The organism is endosymbiont of Riftia pachyptila (vent Ph05), assembly GCF_000224455.1.
In the GTDB taxonomy this organism is placed as follows: Bacteria; Pseudomonadota; Gammaproteobacteria; order Chromatiales; family Chromatiaceae; genus Endoriftia; species Endoriftia persephonae.
In genome coordinates this window covers 1-24,536 of the sequence record NZ_AFOC01000031.1, presented here as the reverse complement: position 1 = coordinate 24,536, position 24,536 = coordinate 1, and the positions used below count along the sequence as shown (strand labels likewise).

The 24,536-nt window shown below is 57.8% G+C and carries 20 protein-coding genes; 8 read left to right on the top strand and 12 right to left on the bottom strand.

Annotation, left to right across the window (positions count from 1 at the left end; all coding sequences use genetic code 11):
• The first annotated feature begins 19 nt into the window (after positions 1 to 19).
• From rpmJ to rplQ, 6 genes are all read left to right on the top strand, one after another.
• Entirely contained in the window at positions 20 to 133 is a 114-nt protein-coding gene (gene rpmJ / locus RIFP1SYM_RS16920; protein ID WP_005960945.1) for a 50S ribosomal protein L36, read from the top strand.
• A 109-nt stretch (positions 134 to 242) separates the two neighbouring features.
• A complete protein-coding gene (rpsM, locus tag RIFP1SYM_RS06490; RefSeq protein ID WP_005960944.1) occupies positions 243 to 599 on the top strand; it encodes a 30S ribosomal protein S13 in 357 nt (118 codons plus the stop codon).
• A 28-nt stretch (positions 600 to 627) separates the two neighbouring features.
• On the top strand, positions 628 to 1,017 hold the full coding sequence (gene rpsK, locus RIFP1SYM_RS06485; RefSeq protein ID WP_039959886.1) for a 30S ribosomal protein S11: 390 nt from the start codon (positions 628 to 630) through the stop codon (positions 1,015 to 1,017).
• 16 nt (positions 1,018 to 1,033) lie between these two features.
• On the top strand, positions 1,034 to 1,654 hold the full coding sequence (gene rpsD / locus RIFP1SYM_RS06480; RefSeq protein WP_039959877.1) for a 30S ribosomal protein S4: 621 nt from the start codon (positions 1,034 to 1,036) through the stop codon (positions 1,652 to 1,654).
• A 21-nt stretch (positions 1,655 to 1,675) separates the two neighbouring features.
• The gene (locus RIFP1SYM_RS06475) at positions 1,676 to 2,674 is read left to right on the top strand and encodes a DNA-directed RNA polymerase subunit alpha (protein ID WP_005960941.1); all 999 of its coding nucleotides are present in this window, start codon (positions 1,676 to 1,678) and stop codon (positions 2,672 to 2,674) included.
• Between the two features lie 41 nt (positions 2,675 to 2,715).
• Positions 2,716 to 3,114 (top strand): 50S ribosomal protein L17, encoded by a 399-nt coding sequence (gene rplQ / locus RIFP1SYM_RS06470; RefSeq protein WP_005960940.1) that lies wholly within the window; start codon positions 2,716 to 2,718, stop codon positions 3,112 to 3,114.
• A gap of 711 nt (positions 3,115 to 3,825) precedes the next feature.
• Here rplQ and RIFP1SYM_RS06465 read toward each other — a convergent pair.
• Together RIFP1SYM_RS06465 and uvrA are read right to left on the bottom strand one after the other, a co-directional pair.
• Positions 3,826 to 5,322, bottom strand: coding sequence for an O-antigen ligase family protein (locus tag RIFP1SYM_RS06465; protein WP_005960939.1), 1,497 nt, complete (start codon positions 5,320 to 5,322; stop codon positions 3,826 to 3,828).
• Positions 5,323 to 5,433: 111 nt separating this feature from the next.
• Entirely contained in the window at positions 5,434 to 8,250 is a 2,817-nt protein-coding gene (gene uvrA, locus RIFP1SYM_RS06460; RefSeq protein ID WP_005960938.1) for an excinuclease ABC subunit UvrA, read from the bottom strand.
• Between the two features lie 145 nt (positions 8,251 to 8,395).
• Between uvrA and RIFP1SYM_RS06455 the strand changes: the two genes are divergently transcribed.
• Both RIFP1SYM_RS06455 and ssb read left to right on the top strand, forming a co-directional pair.
• Complete coding sequence (locus tag RIFP1SYM_RS06455) at positions 8,396 to 9,781, top strand: MFS transporter (RefSeq protein ID WP_005960937.1); 1,386 nt, start codon at positions 8,396 to 8,398, stop codon at positions 9,779 to 9,781.
• A 105-nt stretch (positions 9,782 to 9,886) separates the two neighbouring features.
• The gene (ssb, locus tag RIFP1SYM_RS06450; RefSeq protein ID WP_006473528.1) at positions 9,887 to 10,333 is read left to right on the top strand and encodes a single-stranded DNA-binding protein; all 447 of its coding nucleotides are present in this window, start codon (positions 9,887 to 9,889) and stop codon (positions 10,331 to 10,333) included.
• A 310-nt stretch (positions 10,334 to 10,643) separates the two neighbouring features.
• Here the strand turns inward: ssb and RIFP1SYM_RS06445 are convergent, their stop codons facing one another.
• From RIFP1SYM_RS06445 to RIFP1SYM_RS06405, 10 genes are all read right to left on the bottom strand, one after another.
• The gene (locus RIFP1SYM_RS06445) at positions 10,644 to 10,970 is read right to left on the bottom strand and encodes a sulfur globule family protein (protein WP_005960935.1); all 327 of its coding nucleotides are present in this window, start codon (positions 10,968 to 10,970) and stop codon (positions 10,644 to 10,646) included.
• A gap of 199 nt (positions 10,971 to 11,169) precedes the next feature.
• Positions 11,170 to 12,369 carry an NnrS family protein gene (locus RIFP1SYM_RS06440; RefSeq protein ID WP_005960934.1) on the bottom strand — a complete coding sequence of 400 codons (1,200 nt, stop codon included), beginning with the start codon at positions 12,367 to 12,369 and terminating at the stop codon, positions 11,170 to 11,172.
• A gap of 106 nt (positions 12,370 to 12,475) precedes the next feature.
• Positions 12,476 to 14,869 (bottom strand): endopeptidase La, encoded by a 2,394-nt coding sequence (gene lon / locus RIFP1SYM_RS06435; protein ID WP_039959884.1) that lies wholly within the window; start codon positions 14,867 to 14,869, stop codon positions 12,476 to 12,478.
• 65 nt (positions 14,870 to 14,934) lie between these two features.
• Entirely contained in the window at positions 14,935 to 15,375 is a 441-nt protein-coding gene (locus tag RIFP1SYM_RS06430; protein ID WP_006473531.1) for a VOC family protein, read from the bottom strand.
• A 74-nt stretch (positions 15,376 to 15,449) separates the two neighbouring features.
• Entirely contained in the window at positions 15,450 to 16,247 is a 798-nt protein-coding gene (rsmA, locus tag RIFP1SYM_RS06425; protein ID WP_005960931.1) for a 16S rRNA (adenine(1518)-N(6)/adenine(1519)-N(6))-dimethyltransferase RsmA, read from the bottom strand.
• 470 nt (positions 16,248 to 16,717) lie between these two features.
• Positions 16,718 to 16,894 carry a hypothetical protein gene (locus tag RIFP1SYM_RS17940; protein WP_006473532.1) on the bottom strand — a complete coding sequence of 59 codons (177 nt, stop codon included), beginning with the start codon at positions 16,892 to 16,894 and terminating at the stop codon, positions 16,718 to 16,720.
• A 71-nt stretch (positions 16,895 to 16,965) separates the two neighbouring features.
• Positions 16,966 to 18,162, bottom strand: a complete 1,197-nt coding sequence (locus RIFP1SYM_RS06420) for a GGDEF/EAL domain-containing response regulator (RefSeq protein WP_006473533.1) — start codon at positions 18,160 to 18,162, stop codon at positions 16,966 to 16,968.
• 22 nt (positions 18,163 to 18,184) lie between these two features.
• Positions 18,185 to 18,562, bottom strand: coding sequence for a response regulator (locus RIFP1SYM_RS06415; RefSeq protein ID WP_005960928.1), 378 nt, complete (start codon positions 18,560 to 18,562; stop codon positions 18,185 to 18,187).
• Positions 18,563 to 18,564: 2 nt separating this feature from the next.
• The gene (locus RIFP1SYM_RS06410) at positions 18,565 to 21,840 is read right to left on the bottom strand and encodes a hybrid sensor histidine kinase/response regulator (protein WP_240992039.1); all 3,276 of its coding nucleotides are present in this window, start codon (positions 21,838 to 21,840) and stop codon (positions 18,565 to 18,567) included.
• A gap of 48 nt (positions 21,841 to 21,888) precedes the next feature.
• Positions 21,889 to 24,273 carry a c-type heme family protein gene (locus RIFP1SYM_RS06405; protein ID WP_005960926.1) on the bottom strand — a complete coding sequence of 795 codons (2,385 nt, stop codon included), beginning with the start codon at positions 24,271 to 24,273 and terminating at the stop codon, positions 21,889 to 21,891.
• Positions 24,274 to 24,536 lie beyond the last annotated feature (263 nt).

Sequence of the window (24,536 nt, the reverse complement as noted above, 5' to 3'; positions counted from 1 at the left end):
AGTTTTTTGGAGCAAAGATATGAAAGTTCGTGCATCAGTAAAAAAGATGTGTCGCAATTGCAAGATTGTTCGCCGCAACGGTGTAGTGCGTGTGATCTGTAAGGAAGGCCGGCACAAACAACGCCAAGGCTAAATCTGAGCCACGCGCAGCCATAAGGCTCTTGACTGGGTCTCATTAAATTGGCATAATTGCGCGTTTCCGCCAAACGAAATTTGCTTGAGAAAAGCAGGAGACGAGAAAAATGGCTCGAATCGCAGGAGTCAATATACCTGATCGCAAGCACGCGATAATCGCGCTGACTTCAATTTATGGCGTTGGCCGTACTCGCGCAGCTGGTATTTGTGAAGCAACGGGTATTGCGCCCAGCACAAAGATCCTCGAGTTGAGCGAGGCTCAGTTGGAGGCGATTCGTTCTGAAGTCGCAAAATTCACAGTCGAGGGTGATCTTCGTCGTGAAGTCTCAATGAACATCAAGCGTCTGATGGACTTAGGCTGTAATCGCGGCATCCGTCACCGCCGTGGTCTGCCGTTGCGTGGTCAGCGTACCAAGACAAATGCACGCACCCGTAAGGGGCCGCGTCGTCCGATCAAACGATAAGTCGATTTAGAACTCGCAGGAACAGATGATGGCAAAAGCAAGCGGCCGTTCCCGAAAGAAAGTCAAGAAGACAGTGAGCGATGGCGTAGCGCACGTTCACGCTTCGTTCAATAATACAATCATCACGATTACCGATCGTCAGGGCAATGCACTGGCATGGGCAACTGCTGGTGGATCAGGCTTTCGCGGGTCCCGAAAGAGCACCCCTTTTGCTGCTCAGGTGGCGGCTGATCGGGTTGGTCAGATGGTCAAAGAGTATGGTGTTAAAAACCTTGATGTAAACGTGAAAGGCCCCGGTCCGGGACGCGAGTCTGCGGTACGTGCGCTTAATAATGCAGGGTTCAAGATCACCAGCATCTCTGATGTGACCCCCATCCCTCACAATGGTTGCCGTCCACCGAAGAAGCGTCGGGTCTGAGCACTGGAGTCTAAACATGGCAAGGTATATCGGTCCAAAATGTAAGCTGAGTCGTCGCGAGGGAACTGACCTATTCCTCAAAAGTCGCATGCGCTCTCTCGACTCCAAGTGCAACATGGAGAAGGTCCCTGGGCAGTCAGGTGATCGTCGTCGCCGTATCTCCGATTATGGGCTTCAGCTCCGCGAGAAGCAGAAAGTTCGTCGTATCTACGGCGTGATGGAGAATCAGTTTCGCAACTACTATAAGGCTGCGGCGCAGGCTAAAGGTGCGACTGGCGAAAACCTCCTGCAGGCGCTTGAGACCCGTCTCGACAATGTCGTTTACCGGATGGGTTTTGGCTCAACTCGTGCTGAAGCGCGTCAGCTCGTTAGTCATAAGGCGATTGAAGTCAACGGCAGTGTCGTTAACGTTGCATCTTACAAGATCAAGGCTGAGGACGAGGTCAGCATTCGCGAGAAAGCCAAGAAGCAAGTCCGCATACAGGGTGCCTTGTCATTGGCAGAGCAATATGGGTTTGTGGATTGGGTTGAGGTTGATCCCAAGGCGATGAAGGGCGTTTTTAAGCGTGTGCCGGATCGGGCTGACCTTCCCGCAGAGATTAATGAACAACTCGTTGTCGAGTTGTACTCGAAGTAAGCCCAATCGAGAGGTTTATTCATGGTAGATAACGTTATGGAGTTCCTGAAGCCACGCATAGTGAATGTGCAGGCGCTCAGTGAAACTCACGCAAAAGTTATCCTGGAACCGCTTGAGCGAGGCTTTGGGCACACGCTCGGGAATGCCTTGCGTCGTATCTTGCTCTCCTCTATGCCAGGCAGTGCGATTACTGAGGTGGAGATTCAGGACGTCCTGCATGAATACACCGCGATAGAGGGTGTTCAGGAGGATGTGCTGGAGATCCTGCTCAATCTGAAGCAGGTTGCATTGGTGATGCACTCCCGGGACGAAGCGGTCTTGCGGCTGCAGAAGAAGGGACCAGGAGTTGTCAGTGCTGGGGATATTACCCTTGATCATGACATTGAGATCGCAAACCCGGATCTGCATATTGCTACTCTTACCAAGAGTGGCGAGATCAATATGACTCTCACGGTCAAGCGTGGGCGCGGTTATCAGCCGTCGACTGCTCGACAGAGTTCGGCGGGTGAAGATCGACCGATCGGTATGTTGCAGCTTGACGCGTCGTTTAGTCCAGTGAGACGTGTGGCTTATTCGATCGAATCTGCGCGTGTTGAGCAGCGCACCAATATGGATCGTCTGGTTATCGAATTGCAGACCGATGGCACTATTGATCCGGAAGAAGCGATCCGACGCTCGGCAGGCATTCTCAGAGATCAGCTCTCTGTCTTTGTTGATCTTGAGGCGGAGGCAGCTGAAGCGACTGCTGAACCGGAAGAGCCGATGATCGATCCGATCTTGTTGCGTCCGGTTGATGATCTGGAGCTGACGGTTCGTTCTGCAAACTGTCTGAAGGCCGAGAACATTTTTCTTATCGGTGATCTGATTCAGCGCACCGAGGTTGAGTTGCTCAAGACCCCGAATCTGGGCAAGAAGTCACTCACCGAGATCAAGGATGTGCTGGCCCGCAGGGGCCTCTCTCTTGGCATGCGCTTGGAGCATTGGCCACCCGAGAGCATTGATGAGCATTTCGCTCACTGATCTACCTATTTGTTAAACGAAGAATTGAAGGAAGTCGATCCATGCGTCATCGCAAATCAGGGCGGCAACTGAACCGAAACAGCAGCCATCGCAAGGCGATGTTCCGCAATATGGCAGTGTCGCTGATCAACCATGAGCTGATTAAGACAACTTTGCCGAAGGCGAAAGAGCTTCGCCGCGTGGCAGAACCGCTGATCACCATGTCAAAAACCGACTCTGTTGCGAAGCGTCGTCTCGCATTCTCACGACTGCGTGATGATGCGGCTGTTGGCAAGCTGTTTGCCGAGCTGGGGCCGCGTTACAAGGAGCGCGCAGGTGGCTATCTGCGCATCCTAAAATGCGGCTATCGTAGCGGAGATAAGGCGCCTATGGCCTATGTCGAGCTGGTCGATCGTCCTGAGGTGGATGAGGCTGAAGAGATGGAAGCGACTGAAGAGTAAAGTCTTCGCTAAGTTTTGCTCCTGCTCCAGCCAAGAGCCGCTTTAGTATCCCGGCTGCTGATAAAGCCCTCACCGTTTGGTGGGGGCTTTGTTTTTATGGGTATGCTAAAAAACTGCCAACCTAGCAGCTGAAGATGGAGAGGGAGATCTTGAGCGAACTGCTTCCTGTGCATCACCGAGTGGGTAGCCTCGGAATGAATCTGGACGAAGCAGATTGGGATGGAGAATTCATCGATTTAATGCGCTGATCACAGGGTCGCTCAATGACTCCTGTCGCGGCGACACTCGCATATCCTTGTGCGGTGTAATTGCAGGCTATTGTGAGCGACTGCAAGGATGCGCCCAGAAGGAAGGGCCCTTGGGGTGCAGGAGGTATGGACCCAAGGGTGGGGCAGACGGCGGGAACAGTCTGTCAATAGTAACGCAGGAGCGGTTGCTGAGATTGGCAAAACTTTTGTTCCAGCGCACGCTCCTCGCCTACATGGATGAATACGACGACAAAGCGGTGGATTCTGGACCTAAGGTGTGAGTCCACGATTCGTTCAGACTCCCTGGGTAAGATTAATCAATGTGCGATTTATCCTGTGCTTTGAGCCGCTGATTGAGATGTTTTATGACCCATGTTGTGATGGGGTATATCGATACGTAAAGATGGTCAGGCACGCTGAGGCCATCAAGCTATCGAGATGATGTTTATGCGGGTCTGATAGACTACCAGGGAGGGTTGTGGATGTTGTAACGTCGTTTGCGACCAACGGGAATGTGCCTCTCAGAGTTACTTGGTGGCGCTTCAGTATTCAGGTTGGCGTCAGAAAGGTTCCGGTTTTTTCGCTCCAGAGAGACCCGCAACATAAGAAAGATCATCACCCACATGCTGACCTGACTGATCATTGGGTAGAAAGACTGACCAGCAACAGCGCCAAACAGCTGGCTGACTGTAAACGCCAGGCTGCCGCCGCCTATTGCCATATTGAAGGAGTCTGTCTTGTCCCTGAACAGGGTGAGACTTTTTATCACGATAATCAGAAAGAAGATAAAGATGGGGATCGAGAATAGCAGGCCGTTATCGAGGGTCAGCTCAAGATAGGCGTTGTGTGGGTGAGGGAATGACTCGTGATAGGAATTCCAGAGGAAGGGTGCAATACCGCTGCGGATCATGGCGTGTCGTCCATGTCCCCAGATCGGCTGCTCGGCGATCTTTTCGATGACAAAGGGCCAGATCTCGGTGCGACCGGAGGTGACCGTATAGAGGTCCATGTCGTCCGCTTTAACTGGTCCGCCGCTGTCGAGTTCAGCGTTGCGGTTATCCGCGGTATCCTGGGTGAAGCCCTCTGTGAAGCGTTCGGTCACCGACGGAATAGTGACGGCAATGGTCATAACCACCAGCGGCGTGATGAAAAAGAATTTGCGCCAGCGGTACCAGGCCAGAATGAATGCCACCCCCATCCAGCTACCCATGCCGATGCGGCTGCCGGTCAGTGCGATAGCAAGTGCGCAAGCCATGCTGGAGAGCACCAGAAATGTCTTGTTGAGTGAGCTTTTAGAGAGCTGGATCAAGGCGAAAAAGGCCCAAGCAGCACCGGAGAGCAGCACAGCTACATCACTGCGAAAGTAACCGATCTCACGGTCAATGACGCGCACGGCGCGCTTCTGCAGTAGATCACCATCGACGAGGGTGCTTACCGGCATCCAGCGGATTACCTGCAAGGCAAGCAATAGATTCATTATCAGAACGGATGCGAGCGCCCACTGCATGCGGGTCTTGTCGTTGGTGCCATAGTAAAACATTATGCCTGGAGCGACATATTTGAGTACATTGATGATGTCATCGATAAATAGGCTCTGCCCAGTGAAAAAGTCGCGGCGGCCAACCAGTAAAGAATATTCGTTGAGGATGGCGGAATCCCCGGCGCCCCTCAGATAAGAGGCGACGATGATGGCCAGGTACCAGACTAGATAGAAACGGATCGATATGGGAAGTTTAGGGGCCTTCCATTCCCTGGCGCGGGCGGAAAACCAGGCGAGAAAGGTCGATGCGAAGAGCAGATTCCAGGGGTTGAGGCCGGGGATGCCAGCCACGGCCTTTGGCATGTCCGGACGCTCGACAAAGGCCATCAGTACAACCAGAAAACAGAGGGTCTTGAACCAGTCGCGCCAAGCGTAGACGCTGAAAAAAGCGACAATCATCCAGATTAGGGCTACACGCATCGGCTTTCGACTCTTGTTGGTGAAGGCTAGATCAAAGCGGACTCCAGTCCAGCATTGTCAGGCTAAGCGCTTGAAATTTGAAGCCCGAGATTCCCCTAATTACTAGGGGTGTCACAAATAGCTGGCAAGAAACTTCCCAGTATAGGAATCGGGGTGGGCGGCGACGGTTTCTGGGGTGCCCTCTACCAGAATCTCGCCCCCTCGGTTACCACCCTCCGGGCCCAGGTCGATGATCCAGTCAGCTGTCTTGATGACGTCGAGATTGTGCTCGATCACCACCACCGTATTGCCGTGGTCACGCAGCCGGTGCAGCACCGCAAGCAGATGATTCACGTCGTGGAAGTGCAGCCCGGTGGTCGGTTCATCGAGGATGTAGAGAGTGTTGCCGGTATCGCGCTTGGAGAGTTCCCGGGAGAGCTTGACTCGCTGCGCCTCGCCGCCGGAGAGGGTGGTAGCGTTTTGCCCGAGGGAGATATAGGAGAGCCCCACATCCATCAGGGTCTGTAGCTTGCGTTTGATCACTGGCACCGCATCGAAAAAGGCCAGCCCCTCCTCCACCGTCATCGCCAGTACCTCGTCAATCGACTTGCCCTTGTACTTCACCTCCAGGGTCTCGCGGTTGTAACGCTTGCCCTTGCAGACATCGCACTGCACATAGACGTCGGGCAGAAAGTGCATCTCCACCTTGATCACGCCATCGCCACGGCAGGCCTCGCACCGGCCGCCCTTGACGTTGAAGGAGAAGCGCCCCGGGGTGTAGCCGCGGGTGCGGGACTCCTGGGTGCCGGCAAACAGTTCGCGGATCGGCGTGAACAGCCCGGTATAGGTGGCCGGGTTGGAGCGCGGTGTGCGACCGATCGGGCTCTGGTCGATATCGACCACCTTGTCGAAGTGCTCCAGCCCTTCGATCGACTCATAGGCTGCCGGTGAGCTATTGGCGCCATTCAGTTCGGCGGCGCAGATAGGGTAGAGGGTGTCGTTGATCAGGGTCGACTTGCCGGATCCTGAAACGCCGGTAACACAACAGAAGGTGCCAACCGGAATGCTGAGCGTCACCTGCTTCAGGTTGTGGCCGCAGGCCCCGGTTACCTGCAGAAACTCGCCGTCACGTCCGGCATAGCGTTCGGTGGGAACGGCGATGCTGCGCTGACCGGAGAGATATTGGCCGGTGAGCGAGTGCTCGACTGCGGTGATCTCTTCGGCGGTACCCTGGGCGATGATCTGGCCGCCATGCTCGCCGGCGCCGGGGCCGATGTCGACCACATGGTCAGCGCTGCGGATCGCATCCTCATCATGCTCCACCACGATCACCGTATTGCCCAGATCTCGCAGATAGGTGAGGGTGTTGAGCAGTCGCGCGTTGTCCCGCTGATGCAGCCCGATGGAGGGCTCATCCAGCACGTACATGACGCCGACCAGGCCGGCGCCGATCTGGCTTGCCAGGCGGATGCGCTGCGCCTCGCCGCCGGAGAGGGTTTCGGCGCTGCGGTCGAGGGTGAGGTAGTCGAGCCCGACATTGACCAGAAAGCTGAGACGCTGATCGATCTCCTTGACGATTTTGTCCGCGATCTTGCCGCGTTTGCCGGGCAGCGCTAGCTGCTGAAAAAAACTCAGCGCCTGGCCGATCGGCATTGCGCTGATCTCAGGCAGGGTGTTGTGCGCGACAAACACATGGCGTGCCGCCTGGTTGAGGCGGGTGCCTTTGCACTCCGGGCAGGGCTGGCTGGAGATGTAGTGCGCCAGCTCCTCGCGGACTGCATTCGAATCGGTCTCCCGATAGCGGCGCGACATGTTGTGGATGATCCCCTCAAAGGGGTGTGTCTTGCGGGTCGAACGCCCGCGCTCATTAAAGTAGCTGAACTCGATCGACTCGTTGCCACTGCCGTAGAGGATCTTTTTCTGCACCGGCCGCGGCAGCTCCTGCCACGGCGTTTCGGGATCGAATGCGTAGTGTCTGCCCAGCGAGCTGATCATTTGATAGTAGTAGGTATTGCGCCGGTCCCAGCTGCGCACCGCGCCGCCGGCCAGTGACAGCTCGGGGTGCGCGACTACCTTGTCTGGGTCGAAAAACTGCTCCACGCCGAGCCCGTCGCAGGTGGGGCAGGCCCCCACCGGATTGTTGAAGGAGAACAGCCGGGGTTCCAGCTCGCTTAGGCTATAACCGCACTGCGGGCAGGCAAAGCGGGAGGAGAAGATAAGCTCCTCGCCGCCGCCATCCAGCGCTGCGACCCGTACCAGGCCGCCAGCGAGATTGAGCGCGGTCTCGAAGGACTCGGCCAGACGGCTCTGCAGATCGGGGCGTACCTTGAAACGGTCGACCACCACCTCGATGTTGTGTTTTTTGTGCAGCTCAAGCTCGGGGGCCTCATCCAGCTCGAACAGTTCGCCGTCGATGCGGGCGCGGATAAACCCCTGGGCATGCATCTCGGTGAGCAGTTTATGGTGCTCGCCCTTGCGCTCCGAGATCACCGGCGCCAGCAGCATTAGCCGGCTCCCCTCGGGCAGCGCCAGCACCAGATCGACCATCTGACTGATGGTCTGGGCCTCCAGCGGAGTGTCGTGCTCCGGGCAGCGTGGCGTGCCGGCGCGGGCGAATAGCAGCCGCAGGTAGTCGTGGATCTCGGTGATGGTGCCGACGGTGGAACGCGGGTTGTGGGAGGTGGTCTTCTGCTCGATGGAGATCGCCGGTGAGAGCCCCTCGATGTGGTCCACATCGGGCTTCTCCATCAGTGAAAGAAACTGCCGGGCATAGGCGGAGAGCGATTCCACGTAGCGTCGCTGCCCCTCCGCATAGATGGTGTCGAAAGCCAGCGAGGATTTGCCGGAGCCGGAGAGCCCGGTGATCACGATCAGCTTGTTGCGCGGCAGGGTCAGGTCGATATTCTTCAGGTTGTGGGTCCGCGCGCCGCGGATTTGGATGGTATCCATAGCTCTCTGGTTAGGCTTCCGGTCGATCTGGGAGGCGGCGCGCGGCGCCTATTACCCCCGATTCCAGCCGGTCTTTTGCAACAACGATTCAGGCGAACCTGCTACTATACGCGCTCTTTATTTGTAGAGGCAAAGCGGATCTGAGATGGCAAAGAGTAGCGGAGAGGGGCAGGGCCTAAACCCTCTGGAGCGGCGCGCCGCGTTTTCTCTGGCGGGGATTTTCTCGCTGCGCATGATGGGACTTTTTCTGATCCTACCAGTGTTCGCCCTCTATGCGGAGGGCGTGGCTGGAGTGACGCCGATGCTGGTGGGAGCGGCGATCGGCGTCTACGGTCTGACCCAGGCAGTGCTGCAGATCCCCTTCGGTATGCTCTCCGATCGCATCGGCCGCAAACCGGTGATCATTGCCGGCTTGTTGATCTTTGCCTGCGGCAGTGCGGTGGCGGCCTCCGCTGACACTATCTGGGGGATCATTGCCGGTCGCGCGTTGCAGGGTAGTGGTGCCATCGCTGCAGTGATTATGGCGCTGGCTGCGGATCTGAGCCGTGAGCAGCGCCGCCTGCGCATGATGGCGATCATCGGCATGAGCATCGGTGCCGCCTTTGCCGTTTCGCTGGTGCTGGGGCCGGTGCTGAACAGCTGGATCGGCGTGCCGGGGATCTTCGGGCTTACCTCGATACTGGCGTTGCTGGGCGTAGGCGTGGTGCTGTTTGTCGTGCCGACACCGCAGAAGAGCGAATTCCACCGCGATGCGGAGGCGGTGCCGGGGCAGTTCGGCAAGGTGCTGCGGGATCCCGAGCTGGTGCGACTGGACTTGGGGATCCTCATCCTGCACATGACACTAACGGCGCTGTTTCTGGCCTTTCCCCTGGCGCTGCGGGATTTGGGCATGGCCAGCGACTCCCATTGGCAAGTCTATTTGCCAGTGATGCTGGTGGCGATGGCAGCAATGGTGCCGTTTGTCATCATCGCCGAGAGTAAGCGCAAGATGCGGCCGGTCTTTATCGGTGCGGTGGCTGCGCTGGCCCTGGCCGGCCTGGCAATGGCATTGATGCGTGATCTGTTTGCCGGCTTGGTGCTGGCACTACTGCTGTTCTTTATCGCGTTCAACCTGCTGGAGGCGACACTGCCGTCGCTGGTAGCCAAGGTAGCGCCGGGAGAACGCAAGGGCACAGCCATGGGAGTCTACTCCAGCTCCCAGTTTACCGGCGCTTTCATCGGTGGCCTGCTGGGCGGCTGGGTCCACAGCCAGTATGGTGTCGAGGGAGTGTTTTTCTTTTGTGGTGGCATCTCGACGCTCTGGTTGCTGATCGCCTGGGGCATGTCGGATCCGAACTATCTGAGTAATTTCCTGTTGCCGGTGGGGGAACTGGAGGATGATGATGCCGCGCTGCTGGAGAAAGAGCTGAGCGGGGTGGCTGGGGTTGCGCAGGCGGTGGTGATCCCGGAAGACCGCATCGCCTATCTCAAGGTTGATCTTGCTCTGTTCGATGAGTCGGCCTTGGATGCATATTGCGCAGAGCAGGCGTAAACTCCCACGCTTGGCTGCCGGGATCCCGGCGATGGCAACAAAACTCAATTTATAGCTCACGCGAAGGCAGGGACGCTGCATTTGCGGGAGAGGATAGGGGGAAAGATGGCACGAGGTATAAACAAGGTAATTCTCATCGGTAATCTGGGGCGTGATCCTGAGACCCGCTATATGCCTTCCGGCGGCGCGGTGACCAATGTGACGGTTGCAACATCTGATTCATGGAAGGACAAAAACACGGGTGAGCAGCAGGAGCGCACGGAGTGGCACCGGGTGGTGTTCTTCAATCGCCTGGCGGAGATCGCTGCTGAGTACCTGAAGAAAGGCTCCAAGGTCTATGTCGAAGGGCGGCTGCAGACCCGTAAGTGGCAGGGCCAGGATGGGCAGGATCGCTACACCACTGAGATCGTCGGCAACGATATGCAGATGCTCGACAGCCGTGGTGGCAGCGCGGCATTCGACTCCGGCGCACCCGCCTCAAAGCCGGCAGCGGCGCCTCAGCCTTCGCCATCCATGCCCGACAACGACTTCGACGACGACATCCCCTTCTGATGCCGCTAGACTGAAGTGAGGCGATGTGAAACGGAATCCTGCGGGGTTCCGTTTTTTTGCGTTGGGGCGGACAGAACTAAAAAGCGCGCACGTCGGATGGCGTGCGCGCTCGCAACGAAGTTGGCGCTGGTCGGGCGCTCGATAGATATTGATCAGGGCCAGATGTAGCGCCGCGGCAGGCTGCTACTGCCGCCTCCGTTGCGTAAACTGGAAATTTTTTGTCCCCAAACGCACAGGGGCGGACCCAAAGGTCCGCCCCTGTCGCCGGCGCCCGAAGTGGTGCCGTTAACTCAAGCATTCACCAAGGTGATTACTTGGCCGGGGCTGCCGGAGCCTGAGGAGCAACGGGAGCGCCGTAAGGGGCAACCGGAGCACCGTAAGGGGCACCATAGGGAGCACCGTAGTAGGGGTAGCCGTAACCGTTGTAGCCGTTGTAACGGTTGTAGCCGTTACCGTAACCGTTGCCACGGGCGCTGCCGCTCATGTTGAAATTGAAAGAACCGTCGCCGGCGCCATCACCCATCCAGTTGTTGTCGTTCCAACCACTGTTGTTCCAAGGGCCACCCCACCAAGCGGAAGCGGAAGCGGAAGCAACGAGCAGAGCAGCAACGGAAGCAATCTTAACGATCTTTTTCATCTGTGTATCCTCAGTAGGTTGGTGATGAATCTCAAAACTAGTGAAAGCGGATACTACGTGCCTTCATAGGTGCAAAAGAATATTAGTAAATAATGAAATTGTCAAATATTTTTCCCGCGATAAGAATTTCCTTTCTAATTCATTCTCTATGGGGGAGGCGGTGCTTCAGACCGCAAGAGCAGAGCGTAACACCTCTTCTCTAGCCGGGACGCCCGTCGACACGTGGTCGCAACAGAATCGGCAGGTAGGTAATAGCGAACAGCAGGAAGCTGGTGGTCCAGAGCGTGCCTGACAGGGTGATCCACAGCGTGTAACTGGAGGGCACAATAGCCGGCATAAAAACCCGGATGATTGCGCCGAGATTGAGTAGCGCAAATGCCCAGATGGCGGTGCTCGGGGCAAGCAGTTCGCGGCCGGTATGGCCCAGCGAGACCCGTGCCATCATGCCGAGGGTCAGGACGCCAACCCCGCCTACGGTGAGGGCGTGCCGCGCCAGATTGCCAGGGAACAGACCAAGTGCGGCAAACGTCTCCAGCAGGAAACCGAGGATGATCCAGCCGAGGCCGCTAAACAGTACCGCCAGGATCGGTATCCGCCAGACTTGTAGATGGTGCCAGTCGCGCCAGCGCCAGGCCTGAGTGCCCGCCACCAACAGCGCACTCGCCGCCAACAGCAGTGGCTGGGGCCAGAGCAGGTTGAGCAGGATCCACAGGCCGGCTGAAGCGAATACGAATTGCTCGCGGCGCTGATTGTCGCGAGGCCGTGCCTCAGCGACCGCCTTCTCGGTGAAAAAGGGTAGTACTCGCCCACTCACCCAGATTAGTAACAGCAGCACGCTGTTGAGCATCAGATCTGTGCCACGGGTGATGCTGCCGGGTAGCCCCAGTAGCTCCATGTGGATCAGCAGGTCGGCCAGCAGCATTAGCCCGAGTAGTGGCAGAAACAGTCGATTGCGGCGATTCTGCGCCCGCATCAGCGGTTGGTAGAGGGCCCACATGAAGAGCGGCAGGAACAGCAGGTCGAGCCCAGCGATCACGGCTCCGGGTAGCCCCGGGATGAAGGGTGCGATGCGTGCGGCTAGCCACACCAGTGTGAGTGCCGCCAGTGGTCTCCCGGTGAGCGTATCGATGCCGGTCCAGTTGCGCACTGCAGTGAGCAGGAAGCCGGCGATCACTGCTCCACTGTAGCCGAATAACATCTCATGGCTGTGCCAGGTAATCGGGCCGTAGTAGGCGGAAGGGGGGAGGGTCCCCAGCCAAGTGGCGAGCCACAATGGCAGCAGAGTGATCGCAGCAAGCGCCGCCATCAGAAAAAAGGGCCGGAAGCCCAATGCGAACGGGACTATGCCATGCTGTGGTTCGTTGCGGGGGGGGCGTTCGCCCAGGGGGATCACTGCCATTTAACTATTCTCATCGCCAATCGGATTGGGAGCGCAAGCATAGGAGCCGGTATGCGCTGAGGCATTGACTCCCATCAAACAGACAGAGGCCAAGACCCGGTGGATTTCAGGGTTTGCCGCGGAATAGGTGGGGAATCACCTCTTCGTAGGTGCTGGCAAAGTGGACCTTCAGCCCCTTGCGGATATGCTCCGGCACCTCGTCGAAGTCGCTGCGGTTGTCGGCCGGCAGGATCAGCTCGCGGATCCCGGCACGGCGTGCCGCGATCACCTTCTCGCGGATTCCGCCCACCGGAAAGACCTGCCCGGTGAGGGTCAGCTCGCCGGTCATGGCGATGTGGCGCACTGGCCGACCACGCGCTAGCGAGAGCAGCGCGGAGGCCATGGTGATGCCGGCGGAGGGGCCGTCCTTGGGGGTCGCCCCGGCCGGCACATGCAGGTGGATGAATGCGGTCTTGAAGAAGTCGGGGGCGACGCCGAAGGCTTTTGCATGGCTGACCAGATAGCCATAGGCGATCTCCGCCGACTCGCGCATCACGTCGCCGAGCTGGCCGGTGAGCTTGAAACCGCGGTTGAACTCGTGGGTTCTGACCGCCTCCACACTGAGGGTGGTGCCGCCCATCGCGGTCCAGGCCAGACCGGTGACCACGCCGGCGCCGCTCAGGTTGCGCTCGTCGCGGAACAGCGGGCCGCCGAGGTACTCCGCCAGTTCGTCCGGCCCGATCTCGATCGGGCGTGGCGTGCCCTCGAGGATTTTCACCACCGACTTGCGCACGATCTTGCCGAGCTCTTTCTCTAGCCGGCGCACTCCGGCGTCGCGGGCGTAACCCTCGATGATGGCGCGGATCGCCGGGCTACCGAGCTTGATGTCACGGCGTTTCAAGCCGGCCCGCTCGAGTTGGCGCGGCAGCAGATATTTGCGGGCAATCTGCAGTTTCTCGCTGGTGATATAGCCGGAGAGCGAGATCAGCTCCATGCGATCGAGCAGCGGCCGCGGGATGGTGTCGAGCTGGTTGGCAGTGCAGATGAAGAGCACCTTGGAGAGGTCGAAGCGCAGATCCAGATAGTGGTCGAGAAAGTCGGAGTTTTGCTCCGGATCGAGCACTTCGAGCAGCGCCGAGGCGGGATCGCCCTGGTAGCTGGCGCCGACCTTGTCGATCTCGTCGAGCATGATCACCGGGTTCTCGGTGCCCACCTCCTTCATTGCCTGAATGAACTTGCCCGGCATCGCGCCGATGTAGGTGCGGCGATGGCCTTTGATCTCCGCCTCGTCGCGGATGCCGCCCACCGAGAAGCGGAAAAACTTGCGTCCCAGCGCCTCGGCGACGGAGTGGCCGATGGAGGTCTTGCCGACCCCGGGTGGACCTACCAGCAGGATGATCGAGCCGGCGATCTGCCCCTTCATGATGCCCAGCGCGAGGAACTCGAGGATGCGTTCCTTCACATCGCTGAGACCGTAGTGGTCCTTGTCGAGGGTCTTGCGGGCGAAGCCCAGATCGAGTTTGTCCTGAGAGTCGACGCCCCAGGGCAGCAGGCTGATCCAGTCGAGGTAGTTGCGGGTCACCGAATACTCCGGCGAGCCGGTCTCAAGCACCGCCAGTTTGTCCATCTCCTCTTCGACCCGGGCGGCGGCCTGCTCGGTCAGCTTCAGCTTCTCCAGTCGCTGCTGGAATTTCTCCAGCTCGGCGGTGCGGTCATCCTTCTCTATGCCCAGCTCCTGCTGGATCACCTTCAGCTGTTCGTGCAGGAAGAACTCGCGCTGCTGGGTCTGCATGCGCTCTTCGACGCTCTTGCGGATCTCCACCTGGGCCTTGGCAAGTTCCAGTTCCTGGTGTAGCAGCTCCAGTACCTTCTCCATGCGCGGCAATAGCTCGACGCTCTCGAGCACCTTCTGTAGCTGCAGCTTGTCGGAGGTGGTGAGGCTGGCGGCGAAGTCGGTCAGGTGGGAGGGGTCGTCCGGGCCGAAGCGTTCGAGAAACACCCGCAGCTCCTCGGCGTAGAGTGGGTTGAGTGGCAGCAGTTCTTTGATAGTGTTGATGATGGCGATGCCGTAGGCCTTGATCTCATCGTTGGGCTGTTTGCCTGGCTCCGGCAGGTAGTGCACCTGGACGCGAAACGGTGCCTCGCTGCTGAGAAAATTCTCGATGCGGAAGCGCTGCAGACACTCCACCAGGATCTGCAGCCGCCCCTCCGACTCCTGCACCCGGTGGATACGGCAGGCGGTGCCGACGGCGGAGAACTGATCTGGCGTGGTGACCTCGGCGTTGGCTGAGCGGGCCAGCACCACGCCGAGGATCTTCTGTTCGGTCTTGCCCACCGCCTGCATGGTCGAGGTCCAGTGGGCGGCCTCCATCAATAGCGGTACCACCTGGCCGGGAAAGAAGGGGCGGGTGGTGACCGGCAACAGGTGGATGGTGGCGGGGAGCAGCTCGTTGGGGCGGGCCAGGGGCTGCTCGTTTGCCAACTCGATATTGTCATCGGCGTTGCTGGGGGATTTAGGCATAGTGATTGCTGTGCTGCTGTGGCAGATGACGTCGGAGCTGAGCGTCATCTGCCGGTTTTGATTGATCAGAAGGTTGGTTGCATATCTTCAGGTGCGATATCCTCGAGGTGCTCGGCAAAGCTCCATTGATGACCCTCCAGATTCTCGGCAGTGTACATCCGGTCGCCCCAGAACATATCCATCGGTTCCGTGATCTTTTCTGCGCCGGCGGCCTTGGCCTGGACATAGTGGGCCTCCACGTCATCCACATAGATATAGAGGCTCTGGGTGACGCCGGCGAGCCCGGCCGGGCTGTAGCCTCCACGTTCCTGGTTGGCGGGGCCCAGCATAATGACGCCGTCCTGGTACTGCATCTCGGCATGGGCAATACTGCCGTCGGGGGCGGGCATCTCAAGACGTTTCTCAAAGCCAAACACCCGGGCGAGCCACTCCAGGGCGTCGCCGGGGTCATTGTAGAAGAGGTAGGGCGTCACTCTCGGCATTTGCTCTGGCGGATTGTTGGGCATCTCGCATCTCCCCACGATTATGTGGCTAACAGGTTATGTCAACGTCGCCACATTTCGAAGCGGCATCTGCAAATCTATTGGGGCGGGCGCTCTACTTTACAAGCGAGATTGGCAAGAGCCACGAAGGCTTCCAGTGAAAGTTGCTCTGGTCGGATGGTTGGGTCGACGCCGGCAGCTTCGATTTGCTCCGCCGTGAGCCAGTTGCGCAGGCTGTTGCGCAGGGTTTTGCGCCGCTGGGAGAAGGCCTGGGCGACTAGCTGGGCAAACAGGGCCTGGTCTTCGATCGCCAACGGCGGTTCACTGAATGGTTCGAGACGGACAAATGCGGAGTCGACCTTAGGTGGCGGATTGAAGGCGCCGGGACCGATCAGAAACAGGGGGGTGACACGACACTTTGCCTGCAGCATCACAGAAAGGCGGCCATAGGTCTTGGAGCCTGGCCCGGCAGCCATGCGTTCCACCACCTCCTTCTGCAGCATGAAGTGCATATCGCTGATCTGCGCCGCCTGGCTCAGCAGATGAAACAACAGCGGGGTGGAGATGTTGTAAGGCAGGTTGCCCACTACCCGCAATGGCCGCTCGGGGCTGGCCAGGGCAGTGAAGTCGAACTTCAACGCATCGGCGCTGTGGATCGTCAGCTCGCCCAGTGTCGCACAGCTGTCGGCCAGCGGGCCGATCAGATCTCGGTCCAGCTCCACCACCTGCAGCGTTCCGCAGCGCCGCAGCAATTCGCGGGTGATTGCGCCCTGGCCTGGGCCGATCTCCACCAGGTTGTCGTTTGGGCGTGGGGCAATCGCATCAATGATGCGCTGGATGATGCCTGGATCGTGCAGGAAGTTCTGGCCGAATCTTTTTCTAGCTTTGTGGGTCACTGGGGTACCTTTTTGCCGTTGTTGTTTTTGCTAGATAAACGATACCAGCAAATCTACCGACTTGAAGCTCAGCGTCACAATCATAGTCGGCCGAGACAATGGTGCCATAGTCAGCTCAGGCAGCCCTTCATGTGTGACGGTAGGCGTAGAGGAAGGGGGAGGCTAACTGTGGTGTGGTTGACCGATACGATGTGTGGCCGGGCAGCCGACATGTTTCAACTGCCGCTGCAGATTGCGCAGCCTCATGCCCAGGCTGCCAGCCAGCCGGGTTTCATTGAGTTCGCTGGCGGGTAGCAGTTCGATGATCCGTTCACCGTCCCGGACGTGGAGGCTCTGCGCATCGAACTGTTTTAGGTAGTCCTGAGCCTCCTGATCATCGACAGGCCGATGTCGTGTGGCGATGCAGGCTGTACCACTCCCGCCAGACTGAGGCCGAAGCAGGGATCGCCGCTCAGTTCGACTGCCAGCCTTCAGCCGTGCTGCATCAGGGCGACCGGGACATGACCGTTGGGGTCGGTATACTGCCCCGGTTGGCCCCCAGGTTGATGCAGAAAGTTGGATGGGCCTATGCCGTATGCAGTGAGGGCATCCACCAGCAGGTTGGCGGTGCTGAGCAGTGTGGTGTTGGGTGCGCACAGAAAGCTCATCGATTGTTACATCGGTAAAATATGACAAACAATGTCACGTTGAATCTTTCAGTGAATCGTTTCGAAAAAACTCAATGATTCAGGTTTGAATTATTCTGTTTCATGGCCCATTCAAGCAATTGCCAGCCAGGCATCGGTTTGGCAATGAAGTAGCCTTGCGCGACATCGCAGCCAAGGCTTGTCAGAAGGTCCCAGGTCGCCTGGTCCTCGATACCTTCACCAACCACCTTCATGCCCAGTTCGTGGCCCAGCAGGATGGTCATCTTGACGATGGCCAGTGCTTCCTTGTCGGCAGTGGCACGCATGACAAAGGATTTGTCGATTTTAATCTCAGAAAACGGGATGCGGTGTAGCTGCACCAGTGATGAATAACCGGTGCCGAAGTCATCGATCGAGAGTTTGACCTGCTTCATTCTTAGTCGGGTCAGGATGTCGAGGGATTTTATCAACTCCTGCATCAGGGTGGTTTCGGTGACCTCCAGGGTGATCTGGTCTGGTCCTAGGCCATACTGCCTGATCTTTTTATCCATCCATTCCGGTAGGTCGAGATCTTTGAAGTTACAGGGTGCCATGTTGATGGCAACGCGTGTCTTCAGGCCGGCGCGCAGCCACTCAGCGGCCTGTTTGAACGATTGCTGAAGCACCTCGGCAGCGAGTCTATCCATCAAGCCGGACTGTTCCGCCAGAGGGATGATGATATTCGGCCCGAGCAGTCCGCGGTCTGGATGGCGCCAGCGAATCAGGGCCTCGACTCCAATCAGTGAGTTGTTGGAAAACCTCAGTTGTGGCTGAAAAAAGGGCTCCAACTCGCCATTGTTGAGGGCCAGATGCAGTTCCTGTTCGGTGGGTAACTCCAGGAATTCGATTGCATCGAACGGTTTGTTTCGAGACGGGAATGCTATGGTGTTAAGCATCTCCTCCAGTTCCGTGTAGCGAATCGGCTTGGTCAAGGTACCGACGACATGCAGACCTTGCTCGGATGCTAGTTTCTGCGCTGAGTGAAGCACACCTGTGTCGTAGCCGCTGATCAGTATGATCGAGGCGTTTGCCCTCTGCTCGGCCATGATGCGCAGGAGTTCTACCCCGTCACGTCCGGGCATGATCAGATCCAGCACGATGACATCAAGGTCGTCCGAGTAGACCTGCTCGAAGCTGCCGGGCAGGTGAGCGGCAACCGCATCGTAGCCAACATCTAGGGCGACATCACGCACAAAGGCACCGATATCTGGTTCATCATCGATTACCAGCAATTTTCTCTTGTCAGCCATGGCCAAAGTCCCAGTGCCCCTTTCAGTCAATTGCCTTGCGCAACAGCGCCTCGACATCATCCAGACGAAAGGGTTTGGTGAGTGTGCCCAGCAGATTCAGTCCGTTTGCCTTGGCGATCTTGCCTGCGCCCCTGAGCAGGGTCTTATCGTATCCACTGACCATGATGATGGTGGCGGTGCACCCCCGATTGGCCAGCGCATTGATCAGTTCAAAGCCGTCGGTATCTGGCATGAACAGATCGATCACGATCACATCATGGCGGCATTCGGCTTCCGCATCCAGAAGCGCCTTTGCGCTGCTAGACACCTCCGACTCAAATCCTGCCATCTCGGCGATTTCTGCAATCATGGCAGCCATCTCCAATTCATCGTCAACGGCAATCAGACGTGGTTTGTCCATTATTATTCTCCATCCAGTACATCTTGAATCCGCTTTATCAGATCATCCCTGCTGTAGGGCTTTGAAAGCAGATTGGCGGCAAAATGTGCCTGACTATGTCTGGCTGCCACCTTCTTGGTAAAGCCCGATGTGAGCAAGATCTTGAGGTTGGGGTAAAGTTTATAGGCCTGTTCCGCCAGTTCGTAACCGTTCATACCGCCGGGCATCACCACATCACTGAACAGCAGGTTGATGTCGTCCTCGGATTCGAGGAGCGCAAGGGCTTCTGTAGCTCTGGTTGCGGTATGGACTTTGTACCCTGTCTCTTCCAGGTAGTCCCTGGCCAGATCGAGCAGGTTGTCTTCATCATCGACCACAAGGATAGTTCCGTGCCCTGGAGTGAGGCGGGTTTCCGATATTGACGTCTGAGGGATCATCTCGCTCTTTTCAATGCTTCGGGGCAGATAGATCCGGATGGTGGTGCCGATCCCAGGTTCCGAATAGGCCTTGACGTAACCGTTGGATCGTCGGGCAAATCCGTACACCATGCTCAGGCCCAGGCCGGTGCCTTTATCTGATGGTTTGGTGGTGAAGAAGGGTTCGAAGATCTGTTCGAGGATCTCCTTTGGAATGCCGCTACCGGTGTCGCTCACCGCCAGTTGTAGATAGTCGCCGGGAGTGATTGCTGGGTTTAACCCGGCATAGGTTTTGTCCAGTCTCTTGTTGGCGGTTTCGATGGTGAGTTTGCCACCCTGTGGCATGGCGTCCCGGGCGTTGAGGATCAGGTTCAGCAGGGCATCTTCGAGATCACCGGGATCGATGCGGGTCAGCCAAGGATGATCAGCCAGCTGGAGTTCTACCTCCACCTCTGGGGTCACTGAGCGAGCGATCAGGCTGTCCATGTCCCGTATCACCTGGTTGATGTTGGTGGGACGAGCCTCCTGAGCCTGCTTGCGTGAAAAGCCTAGCAGTTGCCGGGTCAGATCGGCGGCGCGCAGGGCGGCCTTCGATGCAGACTCCACCCGCTTGAGGGATTTGTCGTCTTCCGGCAGCAGGCGTTTGAGAAAGTCGAGATTGCCGATAATGATGCCGAGCAGATTATTGAAGTCGTGAGCGATGCCGCCAGTGAGCTGACCGATGGCGTCCATCTTCTGGGCACGGCGCAGGGCCTGCTCCGTTATTTTCTGCTCCGTCAGATCAGTCACAAATGCCACTGATGCCAAAACACCGCCTTTGTCTGTGTGTAAGGTGATGGCGTTGAAATGGGCCGGGATGTTGTGGCCATCTCTGTGACGCAGCTCAACCTCATAGTTGCGTCTGTCGGTTGTCTCTATCTTTGCTGCCTGCCCCCTGAAAATTTTCTGGTTCTCTTCATCAGCGAAATCCAGGGGTGTTCTTCCAATCATCTCGTCCGCTCGGTAACCCAGCATTTCGCACAAGCGCTGATTCACCTCAAGGGTTCGATGGTCAGGCCCGATCAACCAGACACCCTCGGGCGCGCCTTCAAAGATCGTGCGATAGCGCTCCTCGCTCTCGCGCAGGGCCTGCTGAGCCTGCCGGGCGCGAGTCAGATCGTGCATGCCCATGAGCACACCCAGGGGGGAGCCCGTGTCGTCCCGGATAGTGCGCACCATCACCTCGATGGGGCGGCCGGTGGGGTTATGGGGATGGTTCGCCTCCATGGTGATGTACTTGTCGCTCCGTGCGATTCTTGCCGCACAGACGGGGCAGGGCTCCGCTTCTTCCTGGGGGTGGATGATCGAGGTGATCTCCATCCCGATTGCCAGCTCGGGGGTAAGTCCTGTCAGTTTGTAAAAGGCCTGGTTGGCTCGCACCAGCTTGTCATCGAGATCAATGAGGTAGATGGCATCCTCGAAGAAGTCCATGGCATGGGTCCACTCCTGGGCCGATTTGGCTAGTGCCTCCTCCGCCCTTCTTCGCTCGGTGATATCACGTATCACGGCGATGAGTTGTGGGCTGTCGGGCAACTGGCTGAGCCGGGCCTCGAACAGCCTGAGACCATGCGGCAGTTCCAAGGTATATTCGTACGTAGTCAGGCCTCCGCGTTCGCTCACCACGGCCCTGTTCTCGTTGAATTGGGCGGCTAGCGTTGGTGGCAGTACATCCTGCATGCGCTTGCCAAGGAAGGTTTCCGGCGGTACATACAGATCAGCAGCCTGCGGGGCGCGGTAGTCTCGTATGGTGCCGTCCTGGTCCATCAGGAAGAACAGGTCAGGCAGAGCCTGGAACACGGAATTCAATACCAGTTCGTGTTGACGGGCCTGAGCCTCGGCCCGCTTGCGCTCGGTCAGGTCGATATCGATACAGTACATCTCCGGTTCATTGTTATGGGTCCGGAGCATGACATGGTTTGAGAAGACCTGTATCGGTGATCCATCGGCTCTGCGCAGGGTTATCTCCGACGAGGGGATTTCAGTCCCGTCGTCTATCCAGGCGTCGATAGCAGCTATCATCCCTTCGCGCATCTCGCCGGGAATGATGAGGTCTTCCAGTTGCTGGCCGATGGCCTCGTCTGCCGTAAAGCCATAGAGCGTTTCGCTGGCGGGATTCCAATAGATGACTCGACGGTTCCTGTCATACCCCTGAACCGAGATGGCGGCTGTGTTTTCGAACAGCCGGCGGAAACGCGTTTCGCTCTCCTGCAGCAGGGTGTAGTCGGATCTGCGCCGCCGCTCGATGAGGAAAAACAGGATTCCGCCCGCCAGTCCAACCAGCATAACCACCGCCCCCAGGATATAGACCAGACGTTCAAACTGTCTGATCTGGGTGGCCATATTCCGATAAACCGCCGTCTCGACATCATCGGCAATCTTGAGAACCTCGGCGAAAACCTTATCGAAGAGCTGGTCCTGATTTGACCCGGCCAGACTGCTTTGAGCCCGTTTAAGGCGCGCCAGCCCGACCGCTTCTAACCGGTCTATCTGATCCAGTGTGTTGCGGATCATGGAGCGGAGGGCTGGGTCATCGAGGGCCTGAAACTTTACATGTGAGCTTTCTCCTCCCTGCAGCATGGTATTGGCATACCAGCGTGCCTGGTTGAGGTGTTGCCAGACTTGTTCCTTGTCCACCGTCGGATCCTGTTGGACCAGCTCCTCGAACCAGAGATGAAAAAGACTCAGTTCATATTTGACCTCCATGCTGGCGTCGATTAGGGGCGCGCTCTTGTTTGCGATTCTGAGCGCAACGGCTGATGAGGCGGCGAGGATGGCCATGGCAGCCACCACGATTAGGGTCACGATCACGATTGTGCGCAGTGGTGAGTGGCTTGTCTTTGTCACTTGCGTATGACTTCTGTCGTGTCTCTGTTTGTGCTGCATTCGAACCGATTAACCATCCAGTGTTTCCCGCACCCGCCAAGCCAGTTCCGCCTTGCTGTAGGGTTTGTTCAACAGGGTGGCGGAAAATTGTGCCTGCCCATTTTTGGCTATCGCCTTCTTGGTAAAACCCGATGTGAGCAGCACCTTCAGCTCCGGCCTTTGGGTTGTTGCCTGCTCTGCCAATTCATAGCCGTTGATGCCGCCTGGCATCACCACATCGCTGAATAGCAGGTCGATGTGTTCGGCTTCAGCCAGCTTTTGCAGCGCCTGTTTGCCATTCTCCGCAACAATTGTGTGGTAACCGAGTGTTTTAAGGCGGTCTTTGGCAAGCTCCAGAAGATCCGCTTCATCATCCACGATCAGAATGACCTCATCTCCCCCCGGCAATCCTGTCTTTTTATCGGTAGGACGGGTGGATTCCTGAACCTGATCGCCTGAGCGGGGCAGATAGAGCCGGATGGTCGTGCCGATGCCGGGTTCGGAGTAGGCTTTGATATAGCCTTTGGAGCGTTGTGTGAAACCATACACCATGCTCATGCCCAGGCCGGTGCCTTTACCTTCAGGTTTGGTGGTGAAGAAGGGCTCGAAGATATGCTCCAGTGCCTCGGCGGGGATGCCGCTGCCATTGTCGCTCACGGCCAGTTGTACATAGTCGCCCTGATCGGCGATGGGATTCTGCTCTTCATAGATGGCATCGAGCACCCGGTTGGCGGTCTCGATTGTCAGTTTGCCACCGTTGGGCATCGCGTCCCGCGCATTGAGGACTAGGTTCAGTAGGGCGTCCTGCAGGTCGCCCCGGTCGATTTCGGTCAGCCAGAGTCCCTCCGCCAGCTGGACCTCCACCTCTACCTCCGGGGTGACCGAACGGGCGATCAGATTCTTCATCCCCCGGATGACCTGGTTCAGATCGGTGGCGGTGATGTTTTTCGACTCGCGCCTTGAGAATCCGAGTAGTTGTTTAGTTAGGTCCGTCGCACGCAGGGCTGCTTTGGTGGTGGTCTGCACCCGTTTGCTGGCCTTCTCGTCATCCGCCACCAGGCGTTGCAGGAAATCGAGATTGCCGAGCATGATGCCCAGCAGGTTGTTGAAGTCGTGGGCGATGCCGCCGGTGAGTTGTCCAACCGCCTCCATCTTCTGGGCGCGGCGCAGGCTCTCTTCGTTCTGCAGCCGCTCGGTGATATCGAGAAAGGTCACCACCGCCCCCACCACCTCACCGTCACGCCGGATCGGATAGGCGGAGAACTCCACCGGAAAACTGCTGCCGTCCGAGCGCCAGAAGATATCTTCGGCGGTGTGGGTCGCCTGGCCGTCACGCCAGGCCTTGTCGATAAGGCACTCATCCAGTGGATGTGGGGTGCCGTCCGCCTTGGTGTGATGGATCAGGGGATGTAACGCCTTGCCGATTAGCTCGCCGGCATCCGGATACCCCAGCATTTGGAGACAGGCCGGATTGGTCAAGGTGCAACGCCCTTCATTGTCCACACCGTAGATTGCTTCGGCGGTGGAATCGAGCAGATCCCGGACCTGTTGCTCGCTCTCCTGGCGCAATGACTCGGCCTGTTGGCGCTGTTCTGCCATCGTGTTGAAGGCTGAGGCGAGTTCACATAACTCGTCCCGTCCCTGAACCGGCACCCGGGTGGCATAATTACCTTTGGCGAGATCGCCCACCGCCGACTGGAGCAATGTCAGTCGCTGGATGACCAGCCTGCGTAGCAGCCAGGCGCCGAAGCCAAAGGCCAGGGCAAAGGCGAGCAGGTGGCCCCACATCTCGTTGAGGCGTTGGGCCAGCACCTCATCCTCGATGAAGTGGGCAGGCAGCTTGATGCTCATCAGGCCGCGCAGATCACCCAGCTGGTAGTTGTACGATGTGGCGTAGGTCTCGCGGATGGTCTCCGGCGCCGCGTCTTTGTCGCCATGGCACTTCAGGCAGTACTCCTCGATCCAGATAGGGCTTGAGAAGTGGTAGTAGGATTGACCCTGTTGGTCCGTGAAGGGGGTCAGGCGCTCTTTCTGTTTGGGGTGGTCGCGGAACCAGTCCATTGCCTCCAGCTCGATCGCATCCGCCTGGTTCTTCGGGTTGCGGGGGCGGTCAGAGACATTGTTGAAGCTCAGCCCGCTGCTGCTCCAGTTGCGAAAGTCATCTGAGATCCGTCTTAAGGCGTGGGCGGGCAGAAAGCCGAGGGTCTTCTCGTTTAGCGGCAGGCCGCTGTCGACGAATTGATGCTGATAGACCCGGCGGGTGGCCATCAGGATGGCCCGGATCTCCCGTGCATCCTGGCGCAGCCCCGCAAGCATCTTCTCGTGGGTTTGTTGGTAGCCGATGATCTCTACCAGGATAAAAGCAGCGATCAGCACCGAACCGAAAGAGAGTAGTAGTTTTGACTGGAGCCGCATTGTTTAAGAGCCTGTTATTCTTTTGGGCCTCTCGAAAGAATAGATCCTCCGTTGGAACAGGACAATGATCCCTGTTGGCCCTGCAATTAAACAGGCACATGTATAGGTTGGGCTGTGCCCGACATAATCCTTGTCCTTGATTTCAATCGATGCCACGCGGCGGCCACAGGCCCTATCTCCATTTTGCCGGGTAAATATTGTTGGGTTGCCGCTGTGTGAACTCTCTCAAGGTTTGATCTGTAGATAGAGCAGCAGTAGATTGA